Genomic DNA, 23,366 nt, shown 5'->3' on the forward strand with positions numbered 1-23,366 from the left:
GGCATTAAATAGAGGCCGGCGTACTGCCTGTGGGGCGCAAGTGCAGTATACTTCGCAGCTTTTCGACGTTTTCCCGCGAGTGAGCGCCAGCCATGGAAATCAACCCGATCCTCAACAGCATCAAGGACCTCTCCGAGCGCACCCAGACCATTCGGGGGTATCTTTGACTACGATCAGAAGCATGATCGCCTGGTCGAAGTAAACCGCGAGCTCGAATACCCCAACGTCTGGAACAACCCCGAATACGCCCAGAACCTCGGCCGCGAGCGCGCCCAGTTGGCGCAGGTGGTGGAAACCCTGGACGACCTGACCAGCGGCCTGGCCGACTCCCGCGACCTGCTGGACATGGCGGTCGAGGAAGACGACGAGGGTGCCGTCGACGACGTTGCCAACGAAGTCGAGCGTCTGCGCGAGATCCTCGAGAAGCTGGAGTTCCGCCGCATGTTCAGCGGCGAGATGGACCCGAACAACGCCTACCTGGACATCCAGGCCGGCTCCGGCGGCACCGAGGCCCAGGACTGGGCCAACATGCTGCTGCGCATGTACCTGCGCTGGGCCGACAAGCACGGCTTCGACGCCACTATCATCGAGCTGTCCGAGGGCGAGGTCGCCGGCATCAAGGGCGCCACCGTGCACATCAAGGGCGAGTACGCCTTCGGCTGGCTGCGCACCGAGATCGGCGTGCACCGCCTGGTGCGCAAGAGTCCGTTCGACTCCGGCAACCGTCGCCACACCTCGTTCACCGCGGTGTTCGTATCGCCGGAAATCGACGACAACATCGAGATCGAGATCAACCCGGCCGACCTGCGCATCGATACCTACCGCTCCTCCGGCGCGGGCGGTCAGCACGTGAACACCACCGATTCGGCGGTGCGGATCACCCACGTGCCGACCAATACCGTGGTGGCGTGCCAGAACGAACGCTCCCAGCACGCCAACAAGGACACCGCGATGAAGATGCTGCGGGCCAAGTTGTACGAGCTGGAAATGCAGAAGCGTACCGCCGCGTCCCAGGCCCTGGAGGACTCCAAGTCCGACATAGGCTGGGGCCACCAGATCCGCTCCTACGTGCTCGACCAGTCGCGGATCAAGGACCTGCGTACCGGTATCGAGCGCAGCGACTGCGACAAGGTGCTCGACGGCGATCTAGACGAATACCTCGAAGCCAGCCTCAAACAGGGGCTGTAAAGCTGCTGCGCCTGGCCAGGCCGCGTTGGAAAATGGTTCGGACTGCTCGTTTTTTTATGATCGTGAACTCCGTGTCCTCGCCATTTCCCGCCTTGCCTGGCCGGCGTTCGCTACGCTTTTCGCCCCTGTTGCGCAATCCGTTTCCACAGGCAAGAGAGCCTAACCAGGAACCACCAAGACCATGAGCGACCAACAACTCGACCAGCACGAACTGCAACAGGAAGAAAACAAGCTGATCGCCCAGCGCAAGGAAAAACTTGCCGCCGTGCGCGAAGCCCGGGCCATCGCCTTCCCCAACGACTTCCGCCGCGACGCCTACTTCGCGGACCTGCAGAAACAGTACGCCGACAAGACCAAGGAAGAGCTGGAAGCCGCAGCGATCCCGGTCAAGGTGGCCGGTCGGATCATGCTCAACCGCGGTTCCTTCATCGTCCTCCAGGACAGCAGCGAGCGCCTGCAGGTCTACGTCAACCGCAAGACCCTGCCGGAAGAAACCCTGGCCGAGATCAAGACCTGGGACCTGGGCGACATCATCGGCGCCGAAGGCGTGCTGGCCCGCTCGGGCAAGGGCGACCTGTACGTCGACATGACCAGCGTGCGCCTGCTGACCAAGTCGCTGCGTCCGCTGCCGGACAAGCACCATGGCCTGACCGACACCGAGCAGCGCTACCGCCAGCGCTACGTCGACCTGATGGTCAACGAGGAAACCCGCCACACCTTCCGCGTGCGTTCCCAGGTCATCGCCCACATCCGCCGTTTCCTCAGCGAGCGCGGTTTCCTCGAAGTGGAGACCCCGATGCTGCAGACCATCCCCGGCGGCGCCGCGGCCAAGCCGTTCGAGACCCATCACAACGCGCTGGACATGGCCATGTTCCTGCGCATCGCCCCGGAGCTGTACCTCAAGCGCCTGGTGGTCGGCGGTTTCGAGAAGGTCTTCGAGATCAACCGCAACTTCCGTAACGAAGGCGTCTCGACCCGGCACAACCCCGAATTCACCATGCTCGAGTTCTACCAGGCCTACGCCGACTACGAAGACAACATGGACCTGACCGAGGAACTGTTCCGCGAACTGGCCCAGGCGGTACTCGGTACCACCGACGTGCCCTACGGCGACAAGGTCTTCCACTTCGGCGAGCCGTTCGTGCGCCTGTCGGTGTTCGATTCGATCCTCAAGTACAACCCGGAGATCACCGCCGCCGACCTCAACGACGTCGAGAAGGCGCGGGCCATCGCCAAGAAGGCCGGCGCCAAGGTCCTCGGCCACGAAGGCCTGGGCAAGCTGCAGGTGATGATTTTCGAGGAACTGGTGGAGCACAAGCTGGAGCAGCCGCACTTCATCACCCGCTACCCCTTCGAGGTTTCGCCGCTGGCCCGCCGCAACGACGAAGACCCGAGCGTCACCGACCGCTTCGAGCTGTTCATCGGCGGCCGCGAGATCGCCAATGCCTATTCCGAGCTGAACGACGCCGAGGACCAGGCCGAGCGCTTCATGTTGCAGGTCAAGGAGAAGGACGCCGGCGACGACGAGGCGATGCACTACGACGCCGACTTCATCAATGCCCTGGAATACGGCATGCCGCCGACCGCCGGCGAAGGCATCGGCATCGACCGCCTGGTGATGCTGCTGACCAACTCGCCGTCGATCCGCGACGTGATCCTGTTCCCGCACATGCGCCCGCAGGCCTGAGCGCCGCAACAGTCCATGGAAAAGCCGCCTTCGGGCGGTTTTTTCATGGCCGCGCGGTGTCCCGGCCGCCGGGCCAGGGGCCGATAACCGCCGATCCGCCGGCTGACCACGGAAGGTGCGGGTGGGATCGGAGCTTCCCCGATAGCGGCCGATTGATTCCACGCGAAAAAGTCCGAACAATGCCCCATCGTCCGCGAGCGGAGGAAACACCGTGTCCCGAGTAGCTCCCAGAGACAGCGCCGCGCAGGCCGCCAGCGCGGTAGCCGAAAGCGTTCGTTACCAGGGCCGCAAGGCCAGCCGCCAGGGCAGCGAGCAGCGGCGCCAGGCGATTCTCGATGCCGCCATGCGCCTGATCGTCCGCGACGGCGTACGGGCCGTGCGCCACCGCGCGGTGGCCGCCGAGGCCCAGGTGCCGTTGTCGGCCACCACCTACTACTTCAAGGACATCGACGATCTCATCACCGACACCTTCGCCCTCTTCGTCGAGCGCAACGCAGAGGCGCTGTCGGCGTTCTGGAGCAGCGTGGAGGGCGACCTCCAGGAGATGGCCGCGGTGCTGGCCGACGACCCCGGCGCCTGTGGCTCGCTGGTGGAACGGATCGTCGAGCTGGCCGTGCAGTATGTCCAGGTCCAGCTCACCGAGCGCCGCGAGCACCTGCTGGCCGAACAGGCCTTCCGCCAGGAGGCGTTGCTCAACCCGCGCCTGCGCGAACTGGCCGATGCCCACCAGCGGATTCTCTCCCTCGGCGCCGTGCATTTCTTCCAGGTGCTCGGTTCCGGGCAGCCCGAGCAGGACGCCAAGGTGTTGACGTCGATTATTCTGCAGATGGAATATCAGGGCCTCGTGGACGGGGTCGAGCAACTGGCCGTGGACGAAATGCGCGCCATACTCAGACGGTACCTGAATCTGGTCATGGGCCTGTGACCTGAGCGTCAACCCCGCCATGGCGGGGTTTTTCATACCCGAACCTTCCCTCGGCCAGCCGGTCGCAGGTTGCGGAGGGTTCCTAAGGAGCGTGTGATGAAAGCCTGGCGTTGCCTGGTGGTCCTGAGTTTCCTGCTGTTGGGCGGTTGCCTGGTCACCTTCAAGGAGCCGATACCGCCGCGCGAGGCGGCGCCGAGCCATCTGCTCGGGACCTGGAGCCGCGAGAACGAGTGGAAGGAAGAACAATTCCTGGAGATCACCCGTTCCGGCAGCAATGTCTACCGTGCGCTCAGCTACGTGGACAGCAAGGACAATACCGAGAGCCTGGAAGACTACGGCTTCACCGTCTCCCACCAGGGCAAGCGCTGGTACCTGTCGGCCGGCCTGCCGAAGAGCCTGGGCGGCAACTTCATCGTCGCCGGCTTCGAGATCACCGACGGTGACGAGCTGGTGATCTACAACCTCGACGTCGAGCGCATCGTCGAGGACCTCGGCACCGGCCAGCTCGACGGCGAGAGCGTCGACAGCGATCAGGGCAAGGGCGCGCTGGTGCGCAGCCCGTTGGCGAAGGTCTTCGCCTACCTGAACGATCCCGCCAATTCCGACGTGTTCGTCGAGGCCGCCCGCTTCCAGCGGGTCACCCAATGAGATTGCCGATGAGCCAGCGCAAGGCGCAGAACGACTACCAGAAGATCATCCGCTCCCTGTCCGATCGCATCGTCGAGGCGCAGACGCCGATCCGCGTGCTGGATGCGATCAAATGGGACGACGGGATCCGCCAGGACTTCCTCAAGGGCCGCGGCAAGCATGCGCCGAAGGTCGACCGCGGCTACTACGACAGCCGCCCGCTGGCCTTCGACGCCAGCGCCAAGAAGCAGGAATTCCAGAACATCGAGCGCGACATCACCCGCCAGTTGGGCCAGTTCAACCCGGTCGGGCAGATCATGCGGCGGATGTGCAAGGAATACCGAATGGTCATTCGCATGCTCGAGGCGCGCGGCACCCCGGACCTCGGGCTGATCTCCCAGGAACTCTACGGCTCGGCCTCGGACGCCTTCCATGCCGGCGATCCGACCCTGGCCGACCTCGGCCTGATGCTCTCCGACTACCTGAACAACATCGCCGACCGCGGCGATCTCAAGGACGAACCCAAGACCCTGACCGCCAAGGAGGTCGTACCGATCCTCCAGGCGCGGCTGAACACCGTGTTCGGCGAGGAGGAGGGCACCATCCGCGTGTTCGAGTCCGACGGCATCGTCGCCGACGCGGCGGCCGGCGCCGACTACATCAAGGTACGCGCCGACGCCCTGTTCAACGAGCGCGACGTGCGCGCGCTGGAGGTCCACGAGGGCCTGGTGCACGTCGGCACCACCCTGAACGGCCTGAGCCAGCCGATCTGCACCTTCCTCGCCAAGGGACCGCCGTCCTCCACCGTGACCCAGGAAGGCCTGGCGATCCTGATGGAGGTGATCGCCTTCGCCTCCTACCCGACCCGCCTGCGCAAGCTGACCAATCGCACCCGGGCGATCCACATGGCCGAGGAGGGCGCCGATTTCCTCGACGTGTTCCACTTCTACCGCGAGCAGGGCTACAGCCTGGAGGACAGCTACCAGAACGCCAGCCGGGTCTTCCGCGGCTCGACCCCGGATGGCCTGCCGTTCACCAAGGACCTGTCCTACCTGAAGGGCTTCATCCTCATCTACAACTACATCCAGCTCGCCGTGCGCAAGGGCAAGCTCGAACAGATCCCCCTGCTGTTCTGCGGCAAGACCACCCTGGAAGACATGCGCACCCTGCGCCAACTGGTGGACGAGGGCCTGGTGGCGCCGCCGAAGTACCTGCCGCCGCAGTTCCGCGACCTCAACGCGCTGTCGGCCTGGATGTGCTTCTCGAACTTCCTCAACCACCTCAGCCTGGACCGCATCGAAGCGGACTACGCGAACATCCTCTGACCGTTCCCCGCCGTGCCGGTCTTTCCCGGTGCGCGCGGGCGGTCGGCCGGCAAGCAAGGAGAACGGCGATGGCCAGCCACGAACTCGACTACCGCATCCTCGGCGAATCCATGCAGACCGTGGAGATCGAACTCGACCCCGGGGAAACCGTGATCGCCGAGGCCGGGGCAATGAACTACATGACCGGCGACATCCGCTTCACCGCGCGGATGGGCGACGGCTCCGACGGCAGCCTGCTGGGCAAGCTGTGGAGCGCCGGCAAGCGCAAGCTCGGTGGCGAGTCGGTGTTCATGACCCACTTCACCAACGAAGGCCAGGGCAAGCAGCACGTGGCCTTTGCCGCGCCCTATCCGGGCAGCGTGGTGGCGGTGGACCTGGACGATGTCGGCGGGCGCCTGTTCTGCCAGAAGGACTCGTTCCTCTGCGCAGCCTATGGCACCCGGGTCGGCATCGCCTTCACCAAGCGCCTGGGCGCCGGTTTCTTCGGCGGCGAGGGCTTCATCCTGCAGAAGCTCGAGGGCGATGGCCTGGTCTTCGTCCACGCCGGCGGCACGCTGATCCGCCGCCAGTTGAATGGCGAGACGCTGCGGGTCGACACCGGTTGCCTGGTGGCCTTCACCGACGGTATCGACTACGACGTGCAACTGGCCGGCGGCCTGAAGAGCATGCTGTTCGGCGGCGAAGGATTGCTGCTGACCACCCTCAAGGGCAGCGGCACCGTCTGGCTGCAGAGCCTGCCGTTCTCGCGCCTGGCCGGGCGCATCTACGACGCCACCTTTCGCGCCCGCGAAGAGGTAAGGACCAACAACGGATGAAGCGCCTGCTGATCCCGCTGCTGGTACTCGGCGCGCTGTTCCTCGGTGGCTGCAGTTCGCTGCTGTTCTATCCCGAGCCGGTGGTGCAGATCACTCCGGCGCGCGCCGGGCTGGAGTACCGCGACGTCACCCTGACCACCGCCGACGGCGTGCGCCTGCGCGCCTGGTGGCTGCCGGCGAAGAAAGGCGTGCCGGTGAAAGGCACTGTGCTCTACCTGCACGGCAACGGCGGCAACCTGTCCTGGCACCTCGGCGGCACGTGGTGGCTGCCCGCCGAGGGCTACCAGGTGCTGATGCTCGACTATCGCGGCTACGGCCAGTCGGAGGGCCAGCCGGGACTGCCGGAGGTCTACCGCGACATCGACGCGGCGTTCGCCTGGCTCGACCAGGCGCCGGAGGTGAAGGGCACCGAGCGCGTGCTGCTGGGGCAGAGTCTCGGCGGCGCGCTGGCGATCCACTACCTGGCCGAGCATCCGCAGCGCCTGGGCCAGTTCAAGGCGCTGGTGTTCGACGGGGTACCGGCGAGCTACCGCGGCATCGCCCGGCACATGCTGGACGGTTCCTGGCTGACCTGGCCGCTGCAGGTGCCGCTGTCCTGGCTGGTGCCCGACGACGACAGCGCCATCCATTCGGTGGCGCGGCTTTCTGGCGCACCCATGCTGTTCTTTCACAGCATCGACGATACCATTGTGCCCCTCGAGAACGGCATCGCCCTGTACCGCCAGGCGCGGCCGCCGAAGGTCCTGCAACTGACCCGAGGCGGCCACGTGCAGACCTTCGCCGAAGCGACCTGGCAGGAAGTGATGCTGCGCTTCCTCGACGATCCCCATGGCTTCACCGGCCTGCGCCGGCTGGCCGAAATCCCGAACCGCGAATCCGCGAAACCCGAAGGCAATCCATGAGCGACCGTAACGTACTCCCCTGCATCCTGACCGGCATCGGTACCATCTTCGTCACCGTCGGCGTGCTCTGGTACTACGGCTACCTGCATTTCGCCAAGCCGCAGGACGCCCTGTTGCTGGCCGACTTCACCATGCTGAAGAGCCTGCCCGGCGAAGATGTGAAGCTGTCCCTGGAGCCGGCCAAGCAGGTCGCGCAGTGCATCGATGGCGTCCTGGTGCTGTTCGACACCGAGCAGAAGGGCCTTTCCGGCGTGCTGGTGGACAACAGGAAGCACGCCGTGCGCTGCGCCGGACAGGAAGTCCCGCAGGAAGTGAAATGACCGAGGTCCGCGTCTGGCAGGGAGACATCACCCGTCTTGCGGTGGATGCCATCGTCAACGCGGCGAACTCCTCGCTGCTCGGTGGGGGCGGTGTCGACGGCGCCATCCACCGCGCCGCCGGTGCCGAACTGGTGGCGGCCTGCCGCCTGCTGCACGGTTGCAAGACCGGCGAGGCGAAGATCACCCGTGGGTTCCGTCTGCCGGCGGCCCACGTGATCCACACCGTCGGCCCGGTCTGGCGCGGCGGCGACAACGGCGAAGCGGAGCTGCTGGCCAGCTGCTACCGGCGCAGCCTGGCGCTGGCCGAGCAGGCCGGGGCGGCCAGCGTCGCGTTCCCCGCCATCAGCTGCGGCATCTACGGCTATCCCTTGGAGCAGGCCGCGGCCATTGCCGTCGAAGAGGTCTGCCGGCAACGCCCGGCGCACAGCAGCCTGGAGGAAATCGTCCTGGTTGCCTTCGATAGCTCGATGGCCGAGCGCTACCAGCGCTTGCTCGGCGAGCGGCCTGTGGCCCGCTGATACCTGGAAAGCTCAAGCCCCGCCCATGAAAAAGCCCCGCCGGATGGCGGGGCTTTTGGGCTTCCGTAGGGCTTATCAGCCGCTGACGGAGGAGCGTGGCGCGACCGGCTTGGCGTCGTTGGAAATGGTGACTTCCACCCGACGGTTCATGGCACGGCCGGAGCTGGTGCCGTTGCTGGCCACCGGATATTCCTTGCCGTAGCCACGGGTGGCTACGCGTTCCGGGCTGATGCCGCGGCTGAGCAGGGCCATGCGCACCGAGTCGGCACGACGCTCGGACAGGCGCTGGTTGTAGTTGGCGGAACCGGTGCTATCGGTGTAGCCCTCTACGATCACCTGGCGCTCCGGGTTCTGCTGGAGGAACTCGGCCAGTTGCTGGATGTTGCGCATGGCGCCGGGCTTCAGGTCGGACTTGTCGAGATCGAACAGAACGTCGCCGAAGGTCACCATGGTGCCGCGCGAGGTCTGCTTGGCATTCAGTTGGCTACGCAGCTTGTCCAGTTGCGCGGTGCGCGCGTCGAGGCGGGCCTGGGCGCGCTGGGCGGAGGCGTTCTGCAACTGCGCCTCGGCATTGCGCAGGACGATGGTCTGCTTGGCCAGTTCGATGCGCTGGTTGGTCAGGTAGGCCAGTTGGTCCACGTCGCGCTGGTCTTCGCCATCCTGGTAGGCCTTGTCGGCCTTGGCCAGCCAGTCGCCGGCGTCCTTGGTTTCCAGGGCCGCGACCTTGGTCGCGTCGGGCTGCGACTGCAGCGCGGAGAAGTTGCTGCGGGCCTGTTCCAGGTTGGCGTTCGGCGGCGTGGAGCAGGCGGCCAGCGCCAGGGCCAGCAGGGATACGGCGGGGAGGGCAATGTACTTACGCATAGGGGTCATCCTTAATCACGAATCGACGAAAGAAGGGCGGAATCCGGCTTAGTGCTGCGTATCGCGCATGCCTTCCTCACGCAGTTCCATGACGCCCTGCTGGGCATCCTTCACGGCTTTCTGCGCCTTGGCGGCCTGGGTCTTGCGCTCGGCGACCCGGGCGTCCCACTCGGCCTGCTGCGCCAGGCGCTTGGCCTGGTCGTATTCCTTGTCGTTCATGGCGATGCGCGCCTGGCTCAGCTTGTCCTGAGCGGACTTCATCTCGACCGGGGCATATTCCGGGCCGCCGGCGCTCACCGCGTTATTCACCGCGGATTCGGTCACGGCGAACTGCTCGGTCGGCGGGTTGCCGGCGCAGCCGGCCAGGACCAGGCTGCTGCCTACGGCCAGCAGGGCCAGCTTGAGGCCACGCAGGGAACCGGTGTGTTGCTTGCTCATCGCTTTTTGCTCCATGGGAAATTTCCTCTGACAGGGATGCTGATTCCTTGGCTTTCATCTCTGGCCATTACCGTGGGCGCGTTTCCGGCCCTCCGGTCTTTTCTTCCTGCTCACTGAGCAAGCCTCTGCCAGGCCTCTGTTTCAGGGGCTTGGCGATTGGCCATGTACTTTTAGTGACTCCCCCGCTGGTTCAGGGGTTCAAAAAAAAATCTGAAATTTTCTGACTGAACAGTCGGCTTCCGGCGTGGTCGCAGAACGCCACCTCTGCTCACTAAAGCCCGTCCTACAGGGCTCTAGTCCACGAAACGCACAACTGCCGCAGCGCTCCAGGACGGAACACTCGGGCAGAAAAAAGCCCCACCTGAGTGGGGCTGGAGGAGGCCAGTGGGGCCTTTTAGAAACGCTTGCGCAACAGTCGCAGACCGTTGAACACCACCAGCAGGCTGGCGCCCATGTCGGCGAATACCGCCATCCACAGGGTGCCTTCGCCTGCCAGGGTAAGGGCGAGGAACACCGCCTTGATGCCCAGGGCCAGGGTGATGTTCTGGACCAGGATCGCGTGGGTGGTGCGCGACAGCCGGACGAATTGCGGCAACTTGCGCAGGTCGTCGTCCATCAGCGCGACGCCGGCGGTCTCGATGGCCGTGTCGGTGCCCGCCGCGCCCATGGCGAAGCCGATGTCGGCGCGGGCCAGGGCCGGCGCGTCGTTGATCCCGTCGCCGACCATGCCGACCCGCGAGCCGTCGGCCTGGCGCGCTTCCACTTCACGCAGCTTGTCCTCCGGCAGGAGGTTGCCGCGAGCTGCGTCGATGCCTACCTGGGCAGCGATGGCGGCTGCGGTGTGCGGGTTGTCGCCGGTGAGCATCAGGGTCTTCACGTCCAGCGCGTGTAGCTCGCGGATCGCCTCGCGGCTGCTGTCCTTGACCCCGTCGGCGACGGCGAAGAGGGCCCGCACGCGCTGCGGATCGCACAGCGCGATGACCGTCTTGCCCTGGCGCTCCAGGGCGTCCAGGCGCTCTTCCAGGGCCGGCGAGCAGAGGCCCAGTTCCTCCACCAGGCGATGGTTGCCGAGGTGGTAGAGGACGCCGTCGATGCGTCCGCTGACGCCTCGTCCCGGCAAGGCAGCGAGGTCCTCGACCACGCCCAGGGCAAGGCCGTCCTCTTCCGCTGCGTTGGCCACGGCGCGCGATACCGGGTGGTCGGAACGCGCGGCCAGGCTGGCGGCGAGCAGGCGCGCATCCGTCCCGTCAGCCTCCGCGATCGGCAGGTAGTCGGTCTGTTGCGGTTTGCCATGGGTGATGGTGCCGGTCTTGTCGAGGGCGACCCAGGACAGCTTGCGCCCGAGTTCGAGGAACACCCCGCCCTTGATCAGGATGCCCAGGCGCGCCGCGGCGGAAAGGCCGCTGACGATGGTCACCGGGGTGGAGATCACCAGCGCGCAGGGACAGGCGATCACCAGCAGCACCAGGGCGCGGTAGATCCAGTCCAGCCAGGCGCCGCCGAATAGCAGCGGCGGCAGCACCGCGGTGGCGAGGGCGATGAGGAATACCACCGGGGTGTAGACGCGGGCGAAACTGTCGACGAAACGCTGGGTCGGTGCGCGGGAACCCTGGGCTTCCTCCACGGCGTGGATGATCCGGGCCAGGGTGCTGTCGTCGGCGCGGCGGGTGACGCGGTACTCCAGCGCGCCCTCGCCGTTGATGCTGCCGGCGAACACCGGCTCGCCGACCTCCTTCTCCACCGGCAGGCTTTCGCCGGTGATCGGCGCCTGGTTGACGCTGGAGCGGCCGCTGGTCACCTCGCCGTCGAGGGCGATGCGTTCGCCGGGCTTCACGCGCACGGTGGCTTCCAGTTCCACTTGCTTGGCCGGCAGCTCCTTCCATTCGCCGCCGACCAGTACCGTGGCCTGTTCCGGAGCCAGTTGCAGCAGGCCGCGGATGGCGTTGCGCGCGCGATCCAGGGACTTCGCCTCGATCAGCTCGGCGATGGCGAACAGCACGCTGACCATCGCCGCTTCCGGCCACTGGCCGATGAGCACGGCGCCGGTCACGGCGATGCTCATCAGGGCGTTGATGTTCAGGTTGCGGTTCTTCAGGGCGATCCAGCCCTTGCGGTAGGTCGGCAGGCCGGCGCCGAGGATGGCCAGCAGGGCGAGGCCGGCGACCACCCAGTCCGGCGCCAGGCCGAACCATTCGACGATCTCCGAGGCCAGCGCCATCGCGCCGGCCAGGGCCAGCGGCCACCAGGGTTTCGCCGGCGCTTGCGAGGGGCCGTCGGTATTTTCGCCGGCATCCAGCGGCACCGCTTGCATGCCGAGGCCGGCGATCAGCTTCTGCAGCGGCTCGACGCTGTCGAAGCGATGCTGGACGCGCAGCAGGCGCTGCATCAGGTTGAATTCCAGCGACTCCACTGCCGGCTGGCGACCGAGGGCGTCGCGGATCAGGCGCTCCTCGGTCGGGCAGTCCATCGCTTCGATGCGCAGGTCGCTCCAGCGCAACTCGGCGTTGCCGGCCAGGGTTCCGATGGCGGCCACCGCCGGGCGAGGCGCGTGGCGGTGCCCATGATCATGTCCGTGACCGTGACAGCAAGTGTCGGCGTGTTCGTGGCTCATGGAAACAATTCCCGTTTGACGTGTTGGGTGCGATTGCACACCCTGTAGCAACTACAGAGTCAAGCGGTACTGCCAATTCGGGTAGCCGCGTCGGCGATTGGAGGAGGGTTGGCATGAAGATCGGTGAGCTGGCGAAGAGAACCGGTTGCCCGGTAGAGACCATCCGCTACTACGAGCGCGAAGGCCTGTTGCCCGAGCCCGCGCGTAGCGAAGGCAACTATCGGCAATACACCCTGGCGCATGTCGAGCGCCTGTCGTTCATCCGTCACTGCCGCTCGCTGGACATGACCCAGGAGGAAATCCGTACCCTGCTGGCGTTGCGCGACCGTCCCGAGGCGGATTGCGGCACCGCCAACCGGTTGATCGACGAGCACCTGCATCACGTCGAGGTGCGCATCGCCGAACTCCAGGCATTGCGCGAGCAACTGCGGGATCTCGGCTCACGCTGTACGGTCGCCGGCAACAGCCAGGCCTGCGGCATCCTCCGCGAACTGGAGCAGCCCGCGCCGCTGTCGCCAATCGCCGAGGAATGCGCCGAGGCCGGGCACATGCACGTCCCCGGCGTGCACCGCCGGCATGGCTGAAGCCGCGCTCAGTGACTGGAGGTGTCCTGTTGCGCGACCAGTTCGTGCAGGTACTTGCGCGAGAGCGACAGGAAGCGTGGGGTAGGGCCGACATCCTCATAGAGCGGATCGCCCTGTTCGTCGGTGGCCACCACCTGACTCCCCTTCACGTAGGGAAAGCTCGCCTCCAGTTCTTCCAGGGCGGCGCCGACCAGCTCGCCCAGTAGTTCCTCGACGCTGCGCCGCGGATACATCTCGTGCAGCGCGGCGAGGCGCGCGGCGCTTTCGACGTCCAGCGGGATGCTGTAGTGGTTGCGGGCCATGCGGCCCTTGGCGGTGTGTTCCCAATGGCGGACAAGCTCACGGATCTTCATGCTGACCTCTTCAGCCCGGTCGTGGCGGGCGTGCTGGGGGGCCCTCGTGGGGCCGTGCCTCGGTGCGGGCACTTCCTTCAGACTAGACCCGATCGGCGCCGGCAGCCTCGCTTCCGGCCCGGCGGCGCCGTACTGGCACCCTGCGGGCTTGTAAGCGCGGGGGCGCCTGAGCCAAGCTGGTTTCCCACCCGCAGTGGAGACAGGTCATGCCGGAGATCGATGCGCGCCTGCGCGAGGACGTCCACCAACTGGGCGAATTGCTCGGCGACACCATCCGCGAGCAGTACGGCCCGCGGTTCCTCGACAAGATCGAGCTGATCCGCAAGGGCGCCAAGGCTGCCCGCCGCGGTTCCGCGGAGGGCGCCCAGCAGCTCACCGCCACCCTCGACGGGCTCGAGGAAGACGAACTGCTGCCGGTGGCGCGGGCCTTCAACCAGTTCCTCAACCTGGCCAATATCGCCGAGCAATACCACCGTATCCGCCGGCGCCGGCCGAACGAGCCGGAACCCTTCGAGAACCTGGTGCTGGAAGAGCTGCTGGGGCGTCTCAAGGACGCCGGGCATGCCCCCGGGCAACTGGCTCGCCAGCTCGCCGGGCTGGAGATCGAACTGGTGCTGACCGCCCATCCCACCGAGGTGGCGCGGCGCACGCTGATCCAGAAATACGATGCGATCACCGCGCAGCTGGCGGCCAAGGACCATGCCGACCTGCTGCCGGAGGAGCGCAGTCGCATCCAGCAGCGCCTGCAGCGGCTGGTGGCCGAGGCCTGGCATACCGACGAGATCCGCAAGGTCCGGCCGACCCCGGTGGACGAGGCGAAATGGGGCTTCGCGGTGATCGAACATTCTCTCTGGCAGGCCTTGCCGAACGTCCTTCGGCACGTCGACGAGGTACTCCTGCGCAGCACCGGCGAACGCCTGCCGTTGACCGCCGCGCCGCTGCGCTTCGCGTCCTGGATGGGGGGCGACCGCGACGGCAATCCCAACGTCACCGCCAGCGTGACCCGCGAGGTCCTGCTGCTGGCGCGCTGGATGGCCGCCGACCTGTACCTGCGCGATATCGACCGACTGGCCGCCGAGCTGTCCATGCAGCAGGCCTCGCCGCAGCTGCTGGCGCGGGTCGGCGATAGCGCCGAGCCCTATCGCGCCCTGCTCAAGCAATTGCGCGAGCGCCTGCGCGTGACCCGCAACTGGACCCACCAGGCCCTGGCCGGCGAGGTGCCGGCCGCGGAGGGCGTCCTGGAGCACAACCGCGACCTGGTCGAGCCGCTGCAACTGTGCCACGAGTCGCTGCACGCCTGCGGCATGGGCGTGATCGCCGATGGCGCGTTGCTCGACTGCCTGCGCCGCGCCGCCACCTTCGGCCTGTTCCTGGTACGCCTGGACGTGCGCCAGGACTCGGCCCGCCATGCCGCCGCGCTGAGCGAGATCACCGAGTACCTGGAGCTGGGCAGCTACGACGAGTGGGACGAGAAGACCCGCCTGGAATTCCTTCTCGAGGAACTGAACAGCCGCCGCCCCCTGCTGCCGGCGCACTACCAGCCTTCGGCGGATACCGCCGAGGTGCTCGCCACCTGCCGGGCGATCGCCGCCGCACCACCGGCGTCGCTGGGGTCCTACGTGATCTCGATGGCCGGCCAGCCGTCCGACGTGCTGGCGGTGCAACTGCTGCTAAAGGAAAGCGGCGTCGACTGGCCGATGCGCGTGGTGCCGCTGTTCGAGACCCTCGACGACCTGGACAACGCCGGCCCCTGCATGGAGCGCCTGCTGACGCTGCCGGGCTACCGTTCGCGGCTCTCCGGGGTGCAGGAAGTGATGATCGGCTACTCCGATTCGGCCAAGGACGCCGGTACCCTCACGGCGGCCTGGGCGCAGTACCGGGCGCAGGAGAAACTGGTGGAGATCTGCCGCCAGCACGAGGTCGAGTTGCTGCTCTTCCACGGCCGCGGCGGTACCGTCGGTCGCGGCGGCGGGCCGGCCCACGCGGCGATCCTGTCGCAGCCGCCGGGTTCGGTGGCCGGGCGCTTCCGGGTCACCGAACAGGGCGAGATGATCCGCTTCAAGTTCGGTCTGCCGGACATCGCCGAACAGAACCTCAATCTCTACCTCGCCGCAGTGCTGGAAGCGACCCTGATGCCGCCGCCGGCTCCGGAGCCGGCCTGGCGCGCGCAGATGGACCGCCTGGCGAAGGACGCGCTGCTGGCCTACCGCAGGGTGGTGCGCGACGATCCGCAGTTCGTCGAGTATTTCCGCCTGGCCACGCCCGAGCAGGAACTGGGCCGTCTGCCGCTGGGCAGCCGCCCGGCCAAGCGCCGCGAAGGCGGGGTGGAGAGCCTGCGGGCGATTCCCTGGATCTTCGCCTGGACCCAGACGCGCCTGATGCTGCCGGCATGGCTTGGCTGGGAGACCGCCTTGCTGAACGCCATCGAGCGTGGCGAGGGCGCGCTGCTCGGGCAGATGCGCGAGCGATGGCCGTTCTTCACCACCCGCATCGACATGCTGGAAATGGTCCTGGCCAAGGCCGACGCGGATATCGCGCGGCTCTACGACGAACGTCTAGTGCCGCTCGAGCTGCGTCCGCTGGGGCGTCGTTTACGCGACCTATTGTCGCAGGCGGTGCGCGTGGTACTGGGACTGACCGGGCAGTCGCTGCTGCTCGCCCACGCCAGCGAGACCCGCGAGTCGATCAGCGTGCGCAACAGCTATCTAGACCCGCTGCACCTGCTCCAGGCTGAGCTTCTGGCCCGTTCGCGGCGCTGCCAGGGCGACGCCTGCGGCGGCCTGGAGCAGGCGCTGCTGGTGACGGTCGCGGGGTCGCCGCCGGACTGCGCAACACCGGATGAGGGAAGGCGGGGGGCAACTTTCGGTGTCTTGTGCGGTGGGGGGGCGCTGTGTATCTTGGACAGCCTTTTCGGCGCCATACAGTGCCGTTTCCTGCAAATACGAGATTGGCCCCACGAGGCGGATCCAGACTTTCGCTTACCAATTCTAAGGAGCATATCGATGCGTGTGATTCTGCTCGGGGCACCCGGTGCCGGCAAAGGCACCCAGGCACGGTTCATCACCGAGAAGTTCGGCATTCCGCAGATCTCCACCGGCGACATGCTGCGCGCCGCAGTCAAGGCCGGCAGCCCGCTCGGCCAGCAGGTGAAAAGCGTGATGGACAGCGGCGGCCTGGTATCCGACGACATCATCATCGCCCTGATCAAGGAACGCATCACCGAGGCCGATTGCGCCAAGGGCTTCCTGTTCGACGGCTTCCCGCGGACCATCCCGCAGGCCGAAGCGCTGAAGGACGCCGGTGTGACCATCGACCACGTGGTCGAGATCGCCGTCGACGACGAGGAGATCGTGTCGCGTATCGCCGGTCGTCGCGTGCATCCGGCCTCCGGCCGCGTGTACCACACCGAGCACAACCCGCCGAAGGTCGCCGGCAAGGACGACGTTACCGGCGAAGAGCTGATCCAGCGCGAGGACGACAAGGAAGAGACCGTGCGTCACCGCCTGTCGGTCTATCATTCGCAGACCAAGCCGCTGGTCGACTTCTACCAGAAGCTGTCGGCCGCCGAAGGCACCCCGAAATACCACAGCATCGCCGGCGTCGGCTCGGTCGAGCAGATCACCGCGAAAGTGCTTTCGGCCCTGAGCTGATCCGCAGCGCTGTAGCACCGACGGCCCGCTTGCGGGCCGTCGGCGTTTCCGGGGCGGCGAAGGCTGGTACAATCGGCGTCTTTTTCACCACGCGGAACCGTCGATGTCCACTCTGTTGGCCCTGGATACCTCCACCGAAGCCTGCTCCGTCGCCCTGCTCCACGAGGGGCGGGCGCTCAGTCACTACGAGGTGATCCCGCGCCTGCACGCCCAGCGCCTGCTGCCGATGGTCCGCGACCTGCTCGACGAGGCCGGCGTCGCCCTGTCCGCGGTGGACGCCATCGCCTTCGGGCGCGGTCCGGGCGCCTTCACCGGCGTGCGCATCGCCATCGGCGTGGTCCAGGGCCTGGCCTTCGCCCTGCAGCGCCCGGTACTGGCGGTCTCCGACCTGGCGATCCTGGCCCAGCGGGCCTACCGCGAGCAGGGTGCGGAGCGGGTCGCCGCGGCCATCGACGCGCGGATGGACGAGGTCTACTGGGGTTGCTACCAGTTGCAACAGGGCGAGATGCGCCTGGCCGGCAGCGAAGCGGTACTGCCGCCCGAGCGGGTCGCCGTACCGTGGGACGCCGCTGCCGCGGACTGGTTCGGCGCCGGCACCGGCTGGGGCTACGTCGAGCGCATGCCGCAGCGCCCGGCCGCGCTGGACGCGAGCCTGCTGCCGCATGCCGAGGACTTGCTCAGCCTGGCCGGCTTCGCCTGGGCGCGCGGCGAAGGCGTGGAGGCGGAACAGGCGCTGCCGGTGTACCTGCGCGACAACGTGGCGACGCCGAAAAAAGCGCCCTGAAAATGCCGCGCAGCGGTAATTGCCAAGCCTTTCGGGGCTGGCTAGAGTGTGGAGACTTCCCCGGGTTTTGATCATGCGTATCGACGGACTTTCTTCCTCTTCGTTGCCGCTGGAGCGCAGCGCCCGACCGGGCTCCGCGGTCACGCCGTATCGCGACGTGCAGCGCGAGGTCGAGGCGCGGCGCGAGCAGCCGGCGCCGGTTTCCGGCAGCCAGGGCTTCGAGCAGGCGCCGCAGGCGCGCAAGGTCCAGGCCAGTTCGGCGGGCGGCGACAGCCTGCCGGTGAGCGCCCGCGACCTGCTGGCGTTCCAGCGCCCGGTAAGCAGCCATGCGGCGATGGCCCTGGCCAGCTACAACTCCACCGCCAGCCTCAACATCGACGCCGGCGCCGAGGATGTCCTCGGCCTCGACCTCTACGCCTGAGCGGTTCCCTGCGCTCCCGTGGTTTCCCTTCCTTATTTCCTCGGTTGTCCATCCTGGAACGAGGCGGCCTGGCGAGGCAGCTTCTATCCGCGCGAATTGCGTTCCGCCGACTACCTCGGACACTACGGCGGCATCTTCAACGCGGTCGAGGGCAATACCACCTTCTATGCCCGGCCTTCGGCGGAAACCGTGCGGCGCTGGGCCGAGACGATGCCGGCGGGGTTCCGCTTCTGCGCCAAGTTTCCCCGCGATATCAGTCACGAAGGCGACCTGCGCGAACGGCTCGAGGCCGCCGACGACTTCCTCGAACTGCTGGCGCCGCTTGGCGAAAGGGTCAGCCCGCTGTGGCTGCAACTGTCGGCGGCGTTCACCCCGCAGCGCCTGGGCGAACTGCTGTATTTCCTCGATGAGCTGAGTCCGCGACGGATTGCCGTGGAAGTACGCCACCCGGCGTTCTTCGACAAAGGCGAGGACGAGCGCCTGCTCAACCGCCACCTGCGCGAGCGTGGCGTGGAGCGCATCTGCCTGGATTCGCGGGCGCTGTTCAGTTGCCGTTCGGACGATCCGGCGGTGCTCCACGCCCAGTCGAAGAAGCCGCGCCTGCCGATCCGTCCGGCGGCCTTCAGCGATACGCCACAGGTGCGTTTCATCGGCGGTCCCGACCTGCCGGCCAACGAGGTGTTCCTTTTGCCCTGGGTCGACAAGGTGGCCGACTGGATCGAGGCCGGCCTGACTCCATACGTATTCCTGCATACCCCCGACAATCACCTGGCGGCCCAGCAGGCCCAGCGTTTCCATGCGCTGCTGGGCCAGCGCCTGCCAGGCTTGCCGGCGCTACCCGAGCCGATCCCGGCCCCGGAAGTGGAGCAACTGGGCCTGCTCTGAGCGCGGCGCTCGACGCTCCGCCGGCCTGCGCCTAGGCTAGGGAGTCCTTTCCCCGCCACGGAGCCCGCCGCCATGACCAGCCAACGCCAACGCGCCGAACGTTTCCGCGACCTGCACCAGGGGCCCGGCATGCTGGTCCTGCCCAATCCCTGGGATGCCGGTTCGGCGAAGATGCTCGCCAGCCTCGGCTTCAACGCCCTTGCCACCACCAGCGCAGGCCTGGCGTTCTCCCTGGGCCGGCGCGACGCGGAAGGCGCGGTGAGCCGGACTGAGGCGCTGGAAAACGCCCGGGCGATCGTCGCCGCCACCGATCTGCCGGTCGCCGCCGACCTGGAAAACGGCTACGGCGATGCTCCGCAAGACTGCGCCACGACCATCCGCCTGGCCGCCGAGGCCGGTCTGGTCGGTGGTTCCATCGAGGATGCCAGCGGGCGCGCCGGACAGCCCATCTATGAGTTCTCCGCCGCGCTGGAGCGGGTCGCTGCCGCGGTCGAGGCGGCCCGTGCGTTGCCATTTCCGTTCACCCTCTGCGCCCGCGCGGAGAACTTCCTGCATGGTCGCGAGGATCTCGACGACACCCTGCGGCGTCTGCGCGCCTACGCCGATGCCGGCGCCGATGTGCTCTACGCGCCCGGTTTGAACCGCCGCGAACAGATCGTCGCGGTGCTCGAAGCGGTGGCGCCGAAGCCGATCAACGTGCTGGTCGGTTCGCCGCGCCTGGAGCTGTCGCTGGACGAGCTGGAAGCCCTCGGCGTCAAGCGCGTGAGCCTGGGCTCGAATCTTGCCCGGGTCGCCTTCGGCGCTTTCCATCAGGCGGCGCAGGCGCTGGCGCGGCGCGACCTGGAAGCGACCCGTGCGGCGATGCCTTTCGACCGTATCAACGACCTGTTCCGCTGAACCCGTGCGCCGCCTGGCCTGGTTGCTGCCATTACTGCTGCTGGCGGGGGCCATCGGCGCCCTGCGCTACCAGTGGCTCGATCTGCCGGCGCGCTGGAATCCCTGGCTGCCGCTGGACGTGCGCGAACCGCCGAACCTGCTGACCCGCTACAAGCTATGGCGGCTGGCCGACGACCGGAGCCTCTGCGACGCCGCCCTGGCCACCTCGCAACTGCGCTACCAGCGGGTAGCCGACGACCCGCCATCGGCTACCTGCCCGTTGAGCAACAGCCTGCGCGTGCGTGGGGCGGCGCTGGAGTTGAGCAGCAGCTTTCTCGCCAGTTGCCCGCTGGCGGTGAGCTATGCGTTGTTCGAGCGGCACGTGCTGCAACCGGCAGCCCTGGACATCTATGGCCAGCCGCTGGCGCGGGTCGAGCATGTCGGCAGCTTCGCCTGCCGCAACGTCTACAACCGCGAGGACGGTCGGCGCAGCCAGCATGCCTCGGCCAATGCCCTGGACATCAGCGGCTTTCGCCTGGTCGACGGGAGGCGGATCCGCCTGGCCACGGACTGGGCCGGCGAGAGCGCCGACGGGCGCTTCCTGCGCCGCGTGCGGGACGGCGCCTGCGCCAGTTTCAATGCGGTGCTGGGGCCCGACTACAACGCCGCCCACCGGGATCACTTCCACCTCGACATGGGCCTATGGAAGGTCTGCCGGTGAGCGCGTGCGGGTCAACTCTGGCAAAATCCGCGCTTTCCCCGACGATTGCCCGACCATGACCGATTCCACCGCTCCTCGCCTGCATGTCCAAGCCCTGTCCGCCGGTTGCGCCGAGGCTGCGCGGCGCTGGGCGGAGCGGCTCGGCCTGCCGCTGGCGGCGGACGACGAGGCGGAGTTCGCCGTGCAGGTCGGCGAGCAGGGCTTGCAGGTCTTGCAACTGGGGGCGGACTCCCCCGGTCCGGTGCGGGTCGATTTCGTCGAGGGCGCCAGCGCCCACCGGCGCAAGTTCGGCGGCGGCAGCGGACAGATGATCGCCAAGGCGGTCGGCGTCCAGCCAGGCATCCGTCCGCGGGTCCTGGACGCCACGGCCGGCTTGGGCCGGGATGGGTTCGTCCTCGCCAGCCTGGGCTGCGAGGTTACCCTGGTCGAGCGCCAGCCGCTGATCGCCGCCCTGCTCGAGGATGGCCTGGAGCGCGCCCGGCGCGATCCCGACGTGGCGCCGATCGCCGCGCGGATGCGTCTGCTCGGCGGCAACTCGGCGGACCTGATGCGCGCCTGGGATGGCGAGGCGCCGCAGGTGATCTACCTCGACCCGATGTTTCCCCATCGCGACAAGAGCGCATTGGTGAAGAAGGAAATGCGTCTGTTCCGGCCGCTGGTGGGCGACGATCTCGACGCCCCGGCGCTGTTGCAGGCGGCCCTGGCCCTGGCCAGCCACCGGGTGGTGGTGAAGCGCCCGCGCAAGGCGCCGATCATCGAAGGGCCCAAGCCCGGCTATAGCCTGGAAGGCAAGTCCAGCCGCTACGACATCTATCCGAAGAAGGCCCTGGGCAAGGGCTGAGTGTCGACACCGCAGGGAGGCGGCGAGCATGCAGCAGACCATCGATTGTCCGATTCGCCGGCGCCTGGCGCACCTGCCCTGGGCCAACGACGGGCGTGCCGGTGTCCGCCACTGGCTGGAGATGCAGCGCGATCCGCTGGCCTGGTTGCAGAAGATGCACGTCGCGCAGCCGGACCTCGCGGTTGCCCGCATGGGCCCGCAGCGCCTCTGGTGCCTGTTCCATCCGCAGGCGGTGCAGGAATTGATGGTCGATCGCCGCGATGACCTGCAACGCTGGCAGCCGGCGCTGTGCATGCTGAAACAGTGGAACGGGCGCAGCTTCATGATGCGCGAGGGCGCCCCCGCCCAGGCCCGGCGCAAAGAAGTACGGCCGCACCTGGCGCCGCCGCCGGCCAGCGAGGTTCGCCGCCTGGCCGCGGAGTGGGGCGAGCGGGTGGAGGAGGGGCGCGAATACGACTTCGACCTGGAAATGGCTGCGTTCAGCGTCACCCTCAGCGGTCACGCGCTGTTCGACGTCGACCTGCAACCGTCGGCCTATCGGATCGCCAAGGCGGTGCGCCTGCTGTCGCGGGTGGCATTGCTGGAAATGAGCACCGGCCTGCCGCTGGGCCACTGGTTCCCGAGCAAACTGTGCCCGCGCAAGCGCTGGGCGCTGGGCCAGTTGCGCGAGGCGGTGGGCGAGGTGGCGGAGCGCTCGCCGCGGCCGCTGGCGGACCTGCGCGATGAACTCTGCACCCTGCTCATGGCGTCCCACCAGTCCACCGGCGTGACCCTGACCTGGAGCCTGTTGCTGCTGGCCCAGCGTCCCGAGTTGCTCGCGCGGCTACGCGCCGAGCTGGCGCGAGTGAATTGGACGGCGATCCGCTCGGTCGCCGACCTGCGCGATTGCGCGCTGCTCAGGGCGGTCCTGCAGGAGTGCCTGCGCCTGTACCCGCCGGCCTACGGCCTGGCGCCGCGGCAGGTGACGGCGGACATCGAGGTGTTCGGCCAGCGGCTGAAGCGCGGCGACGTGACCATGGTCTCGAGCTGGATCACCCAGCGCGATCCCCGTTGGTTCGAGGCGCCGCTGGAGTTCCGTCCCGAGCGCTTCCTCGAACCGGCGCGCTGGCCGCGCGGCGCCTACTTCCCCTTCGGCCTCGGCGACCGCGCCTGCCCCGGCACCGCGATGGCGATGATCGATCTGGCGGCGGCGCTGGCCTACTGGGTCGAGCACTGGGACATCATGCACGACGGCGACCTGGCGCCGCGCGGCTGGTTTTCCCTGCGTCCGCAGCGAGCGCGGGTGCGTTTCCGCCGTCGCGCCTGAGCTGCCTCAGCCGCCCGCGGCGAAGGCGCGCAGGAACAGCGCCACCACTTCTTCCACGTGCCGCTCGCCTTCGGCCTCGTCCAGCGGTTCGGCGCAGCCGATCAACAGACGGTAATTGGCGCAGCCCTTGACCAGCATGAAGAAGTGTTCGGCGGCGTGGCGCGCGTCCGGGAACGCCAGCTTGCCGCTGCGGCGGGCCTGCTCGAGGAGGCGTTCCATCTCGTCGATCACCTGCTTCGGCCCGGCCTCGAAGAACAGCTCGGAAAGCTTGGGGTTCTGCCCGGCCTGCGCGGCCATCAGGCGGGTCAGGGCGATCGCCTCGTGGCTGTTGATCAGCCGGTGGAAGCCGCGGGCGATATTCAGCAGGACCTTTTCCAGTGGCGCGCCTTCGGCCAGCTGGAAGTACAGGGCGGGAAGCTGCTCGGCGCACTTGGCCTTCACCGCTTCGCTGAACAGGGTTTCCTTGTCGGTGAAGTGGCTGTAGACGGTGAGCTTGGAAACGCCGGCTTCCGAGGCGATGGCTTCCATGCTGCTGCCGTCGTAGCCGTTGCAGAGGAACAGGCGCTTGGCCGCCTCGAGAATGGCTTCCCGTTTGGCCGGGTCCTTGGGCCGGCCGGGACCGACGGAGGAGGTGGGTTCTGACATGCGCTTATACAATTGAAATACTGGACTGATGGGTTCTGTATTTTTACTATACCGCCCAGTATAAGAACTCGAACGCAGTTTGC

23 protein-coding genes and 1 pseudogene are annotated in these 23,366 nt (G+C 67.4%); 19 read left to right on the top strand and 5 right to left on the bottom strand.

Going from position 1 to position 23,366, the window contains the following annotated elements; genetic code table 11:
* The first annotated feature begins 92 nt into the window (after nt 1–92).
* The 9 genes from prfB to LE197_RS36340 all read left to right on the top strand — a co-directional run bounded on the left by prfB (nt 93) and on the right by LE197_RS36340 (nt 8,307).
* Nucleotides 93–1,188 (top strand): peptide chain release factor 2 gene (gene prfB, locus LE197_RS36300; RefSeq protein WP_196752314.1). Its coding sequence is split into 2 segments (ribosomal slippage): nt 93–164 and nt 166–1,188, totalling 1,095 coding nucleotides; the frame shifts between segments, so codons are not numbered across the junction.
* Between the two features lie 181 nt (nt 1,189–1,369).
* Nucleotides 1,370–2,875, top strand: coding sequence for a lysine--tRNA ligase (lysS, locus tag LE197_RS36305; RefSeq protein WP_003103728.1), 1,506 nt, complete (start codon nt 1,370–1,372; stop codon nt 2,873–2,875).
* Between the two features lie 211 nt (nt 2,876–3,086).
* Nucleotides 3,087–3,800 carry a TetR/AcrR family transcriptional regulator gene (locus tag LE197_RS36310; RefSeq protein WP_196752315.1) on the top strand — a complete coding sequence of 238 codons (714 nt, stop codon included), beginning with the start codon at nt 3,087–3,089 and terminating at the stop codon, nt 3,798–3,800.
* 96 nt (nt 3,801–3,896) lie between these two features.
* Nucleotides 3,897–4,448, top strand: a complete 552-nt coding sequence (locus LE197_RS36315; RefSeq protein WP_019371523.1) for a hypothetical protein — start codon at nt 3,897–3,899, stop codon at nt 4,446–4,448.
* 8 nt (nt 4,449–4,456) lie between these two features.
* Complete coding sequence (locus LE197_RS36320) at nt 4,457–5,752, top strand: flavohemoglobin expression-modulating QEGLA motif protein (RefSeq protein ID WP_003092515.1); 1,296 nt, start codon at nt 4,457–4,459, stop codon at nt 5,750–5,752.
* A gap of 68 nt (nt 5,753–5,820) precedes the next feature.
* Entirely contained in the window at nt 5,821–6,567 is a 747-nt protein-coding gene (locus LE197_RS36325) for a TIGR00266 family protein (protein WP_003113847.1), read from the top strand.
* The gene (locus LE197_RS36330) at nt 6,564–7,469 is read left to right on the top strand and encodes an alpha/beta hydrolase (RefSeq protein WP_019371524.1); all 906 of its coding nucleotides are present in this window, start codon (nt 6,564–6,566) and stop codon (nt 7,467–7,469) included. The genes LE197_RS36325 and LE197_RS36330 overlap by 4 nt, the downstream gene beginning before the upstream one ends.
* Entirely contained in the window at nt 7,466–7,789 is a 324-nt protein-coding gene (locus tag LE197_RS36335) for a hypothetical protein (RefSeq protein ID WP_003092509.1), read from the top strand. The genes LE197_RS36330 and LE197_RS36335 overlap by 4 nt, the downstream gene beginning before the upstream one ends.
* Entirely contained in the window at nt 7,786–8,307 is a 522-nt protein-coding gene (locus LE197_RS36340) for an O-acetyl-ADP-ribose deacetylase (protein ID WP_003092502.1), read from the top strand. The genes LE197_RS36335 and LE197_RS36340 overlap by 4 nt, the downstream gene beginning before the upstream one ends.
* Nucleotides 8,308–8,382: 75 nt before the next feature.
* Here LE197_RS36340 and LE197_RS36345 read toward each other — a convergent pair whose 3' ends face one another.
* The 3 genes from LE197_RS36345 to LE197_RS36355 all read right to left on the bottom strand — a co-directional run bounded on the left by LE197_RS36345 (nt 8,383) and on the right by LE197_RS36355 (nt 12,217).
* Nucleotides 8,383–9,168 (bottom strand): OmpA family protein, encoded by a 786-nt coding sequence (locus LE197_RS36345; protein ID WP_003092499.1) that lies wholly within the window; start codon nt 9,166–9,168, stop codon nt 8,383–8,385.
* A 48-nt stretch (nt 9,169–9,216) separates the two neighbouring features.
* Nucleotides 9,217–9,621, bottom strand: coding sequence for a DUF4398 domain-containing protein (locus tag LE197_RS36350; protein WP_003092495.1), 405 nt, complete (start codon nt 9,619–9,621; stop codon nt 9,217–9,219).
* Nucleotides 9,622–10,000: 379 nt separating this feature from the next.
* Nucleotides 10,001–12,217, bottom strand: a complete 2,217-nt coding sequence (locus LE197_RS36355; protein WP_003117471.1) for a heavy metal translocating P-type ATPase — start codon at nt 12,215–12,217, stop codon at nt 10,001–10,003.
* A 113-nt stretch (nt 12,218–12,330) separates the two neighbouring features.
* Between LE197_RS36355 and cadR the strand changes: the two genes are divergently transcribed.
* Nucleotides 12,331–12,801 carry a Cd(II)/Pb(II)-responsive transcriptional regulator gene (gene cadR, locus LE197_RS36360; protein WP_003103716.1) on the top strand — a complete coding sequence of 157 codons (471 nt, stop codon included), beginning with the start codon at nt 12,331–12,333 and terminating at the stop codon, nt 12,799–12,801.
* Between the two features lie 8 nt (nt 12,802–12,809).
* On the opposite strand, the gene LE197_RS36365 is transcribed toward cadR, so the two are convergent.
* Complete coding sequence (locus tag LE197_RS36365; protein ID WP_003092488.1) at nt 12,810–13,154, bottom strand: hypothetical protein; 345 nt, start codon at nt 13,152–13,154, stop codon at nt 12,810–12,812.
* 206 nt (nt 13,155–13,360) lie between these two features.
* Here LE197_RS36365 and ppc point away from each other — a divergent pair.
* From ppc to LE197_RS36410, 9 genes and pseudogenes are all read left to right on the top strand, one after another.
* A pseudogene (gene ppc / locus LE197_RS36370) lies at nt 13,361–15,996 on the top strand (phosphoenolpyruvate carboxylase).
* A gap of 160 nt (nt 15,997–16,156) precedes the next feature.
* Nucleotides 16,157–16,804 carry an adenylate kinase gene (gene adk, locus LE197_RS36375; RefSeq protein ID WP_019371525.1) on the top strand — a complete coding sequence of 216 codons (648 nt, stop codon included), beginning with the start codon at nt 16,157–16,159 and terminating at the stop codon, nt 16,802–16,804.
* 103 nt (nt 16,805–16,907) lie between these two features.
* Nucleotides 16,908–17,588 carry a tRNA (adenosine(37)-N6)-threonylcarbamoyltransferase complex dimerization subunit type 1 TsaB gene (gene tsaB / locus LE197_RS36380; RefSeq protein WP_003092483.1) on the top strand — a complete coding sequence of 227 codons (681 nt, stop codon included), beginning with the start codon at nt 16,908–16,910 and terminating at the stop codon, nt 17,586–17,588.
* Nucleotides 17,589–17,661: 73 nt separating this feature from the next.
* On the top strand, nt 17,662–18,009 hold the full coding sequence (locus LE197_RS36385) for a hypothetical protein (protein WP_003098661.1): 348 nt from the start codon (nt 17,662–17,664) through the stop codon (nt 18,007–18,009).
* 18 nt (nt 18,010–18,027) lie between these two features.
* Entirely contained in the window at nt 18,028–18,894 is an 867-nt protein-coding gene (locus LE197_RS36390) for a DUF72 domain-containing protein (protein WP_003143219.1), read from the top strand.
* A 72-nt stretch (nt 18,895–18,966) separates the two neighbouring features.
* Nucleotides 18,967–19,791 (top strand): isocitrate lyase/PEP mutase family protein, encoded by an 825-nt coding sequence (locus LE197_RS36395; protein WP_019371526.1) that lies wholly within the window; start codon nt 18,967–18,969, stop codon nt 19,789–19,791.
* A gap of 4 nt (nt 19,792–19,795) precedes the next feature.
* Nucleotides 19,796–20,491: an extensin family protein gene (locus LE197_RS36400; protein ID WP_019371527.1), complete on the top strand. Its 696-nt coding sequence runs from the start codon at nt 19,796–19,798 to the stop codon at nt 20,489–20,491.
* A 55-nt stretch (nt 20,492–20,546) separates the two neighbouring features.
* Nucleotides 20,547–21,332 (top strand): class I SAM-dependent methyltransferase, encoded by a 786-nt coding sequence (locus LE197_RS36405; RefSeq protein ID WP_019371528.1) that lies wholly within the window; start codon nt 20,547–20,549, stop codon nt 21,330–21,332.
* Between the two features lie 28 nt (nt 21,333–21,360).
* Nucleotides 21,361–22,638, top strand: a complete 1,278-nt coding sequence (locus tag LE197_RS36410; RefSeq protein WP_196752316.1) for a cytochrome P450 — start codon at nt 21,361–21,363, stop codon at nt 22,636–22,638.
* 6 nt (nt 22,639–22,644) lie between these two features.
* On the opposite strand, the gene mexL is transcribed toward LE197_RS36410, so the two are convergent.
* Nucleotides 22,645–23,283 (bottom strand): efflux system transcriptional repressor MexL, encoded by a 639-nt coding sequence (gene mexL, locus LE197_RS36415; protein ID WP_003098648.1) that lies wholly within the window; start codon nt 23,281–23,283, stop codon nt 22,645–22,647.
* Nucleotides 23,284–23,366 lie beyond the last annotated feature (83 nt).

Origin of the sequence: Pseudomonas sp. PS1(2021) (assembly GCF_020405165.1) — a bacterium.
GTDB classification, from domain to species: domain Bacteria; phylum Pseudomonadota; class Gammaproteobacteria; order Pseudomonadales; family Pseudomonadaceae; genus Pseudomonas; species Pseudomonas aeruginosa.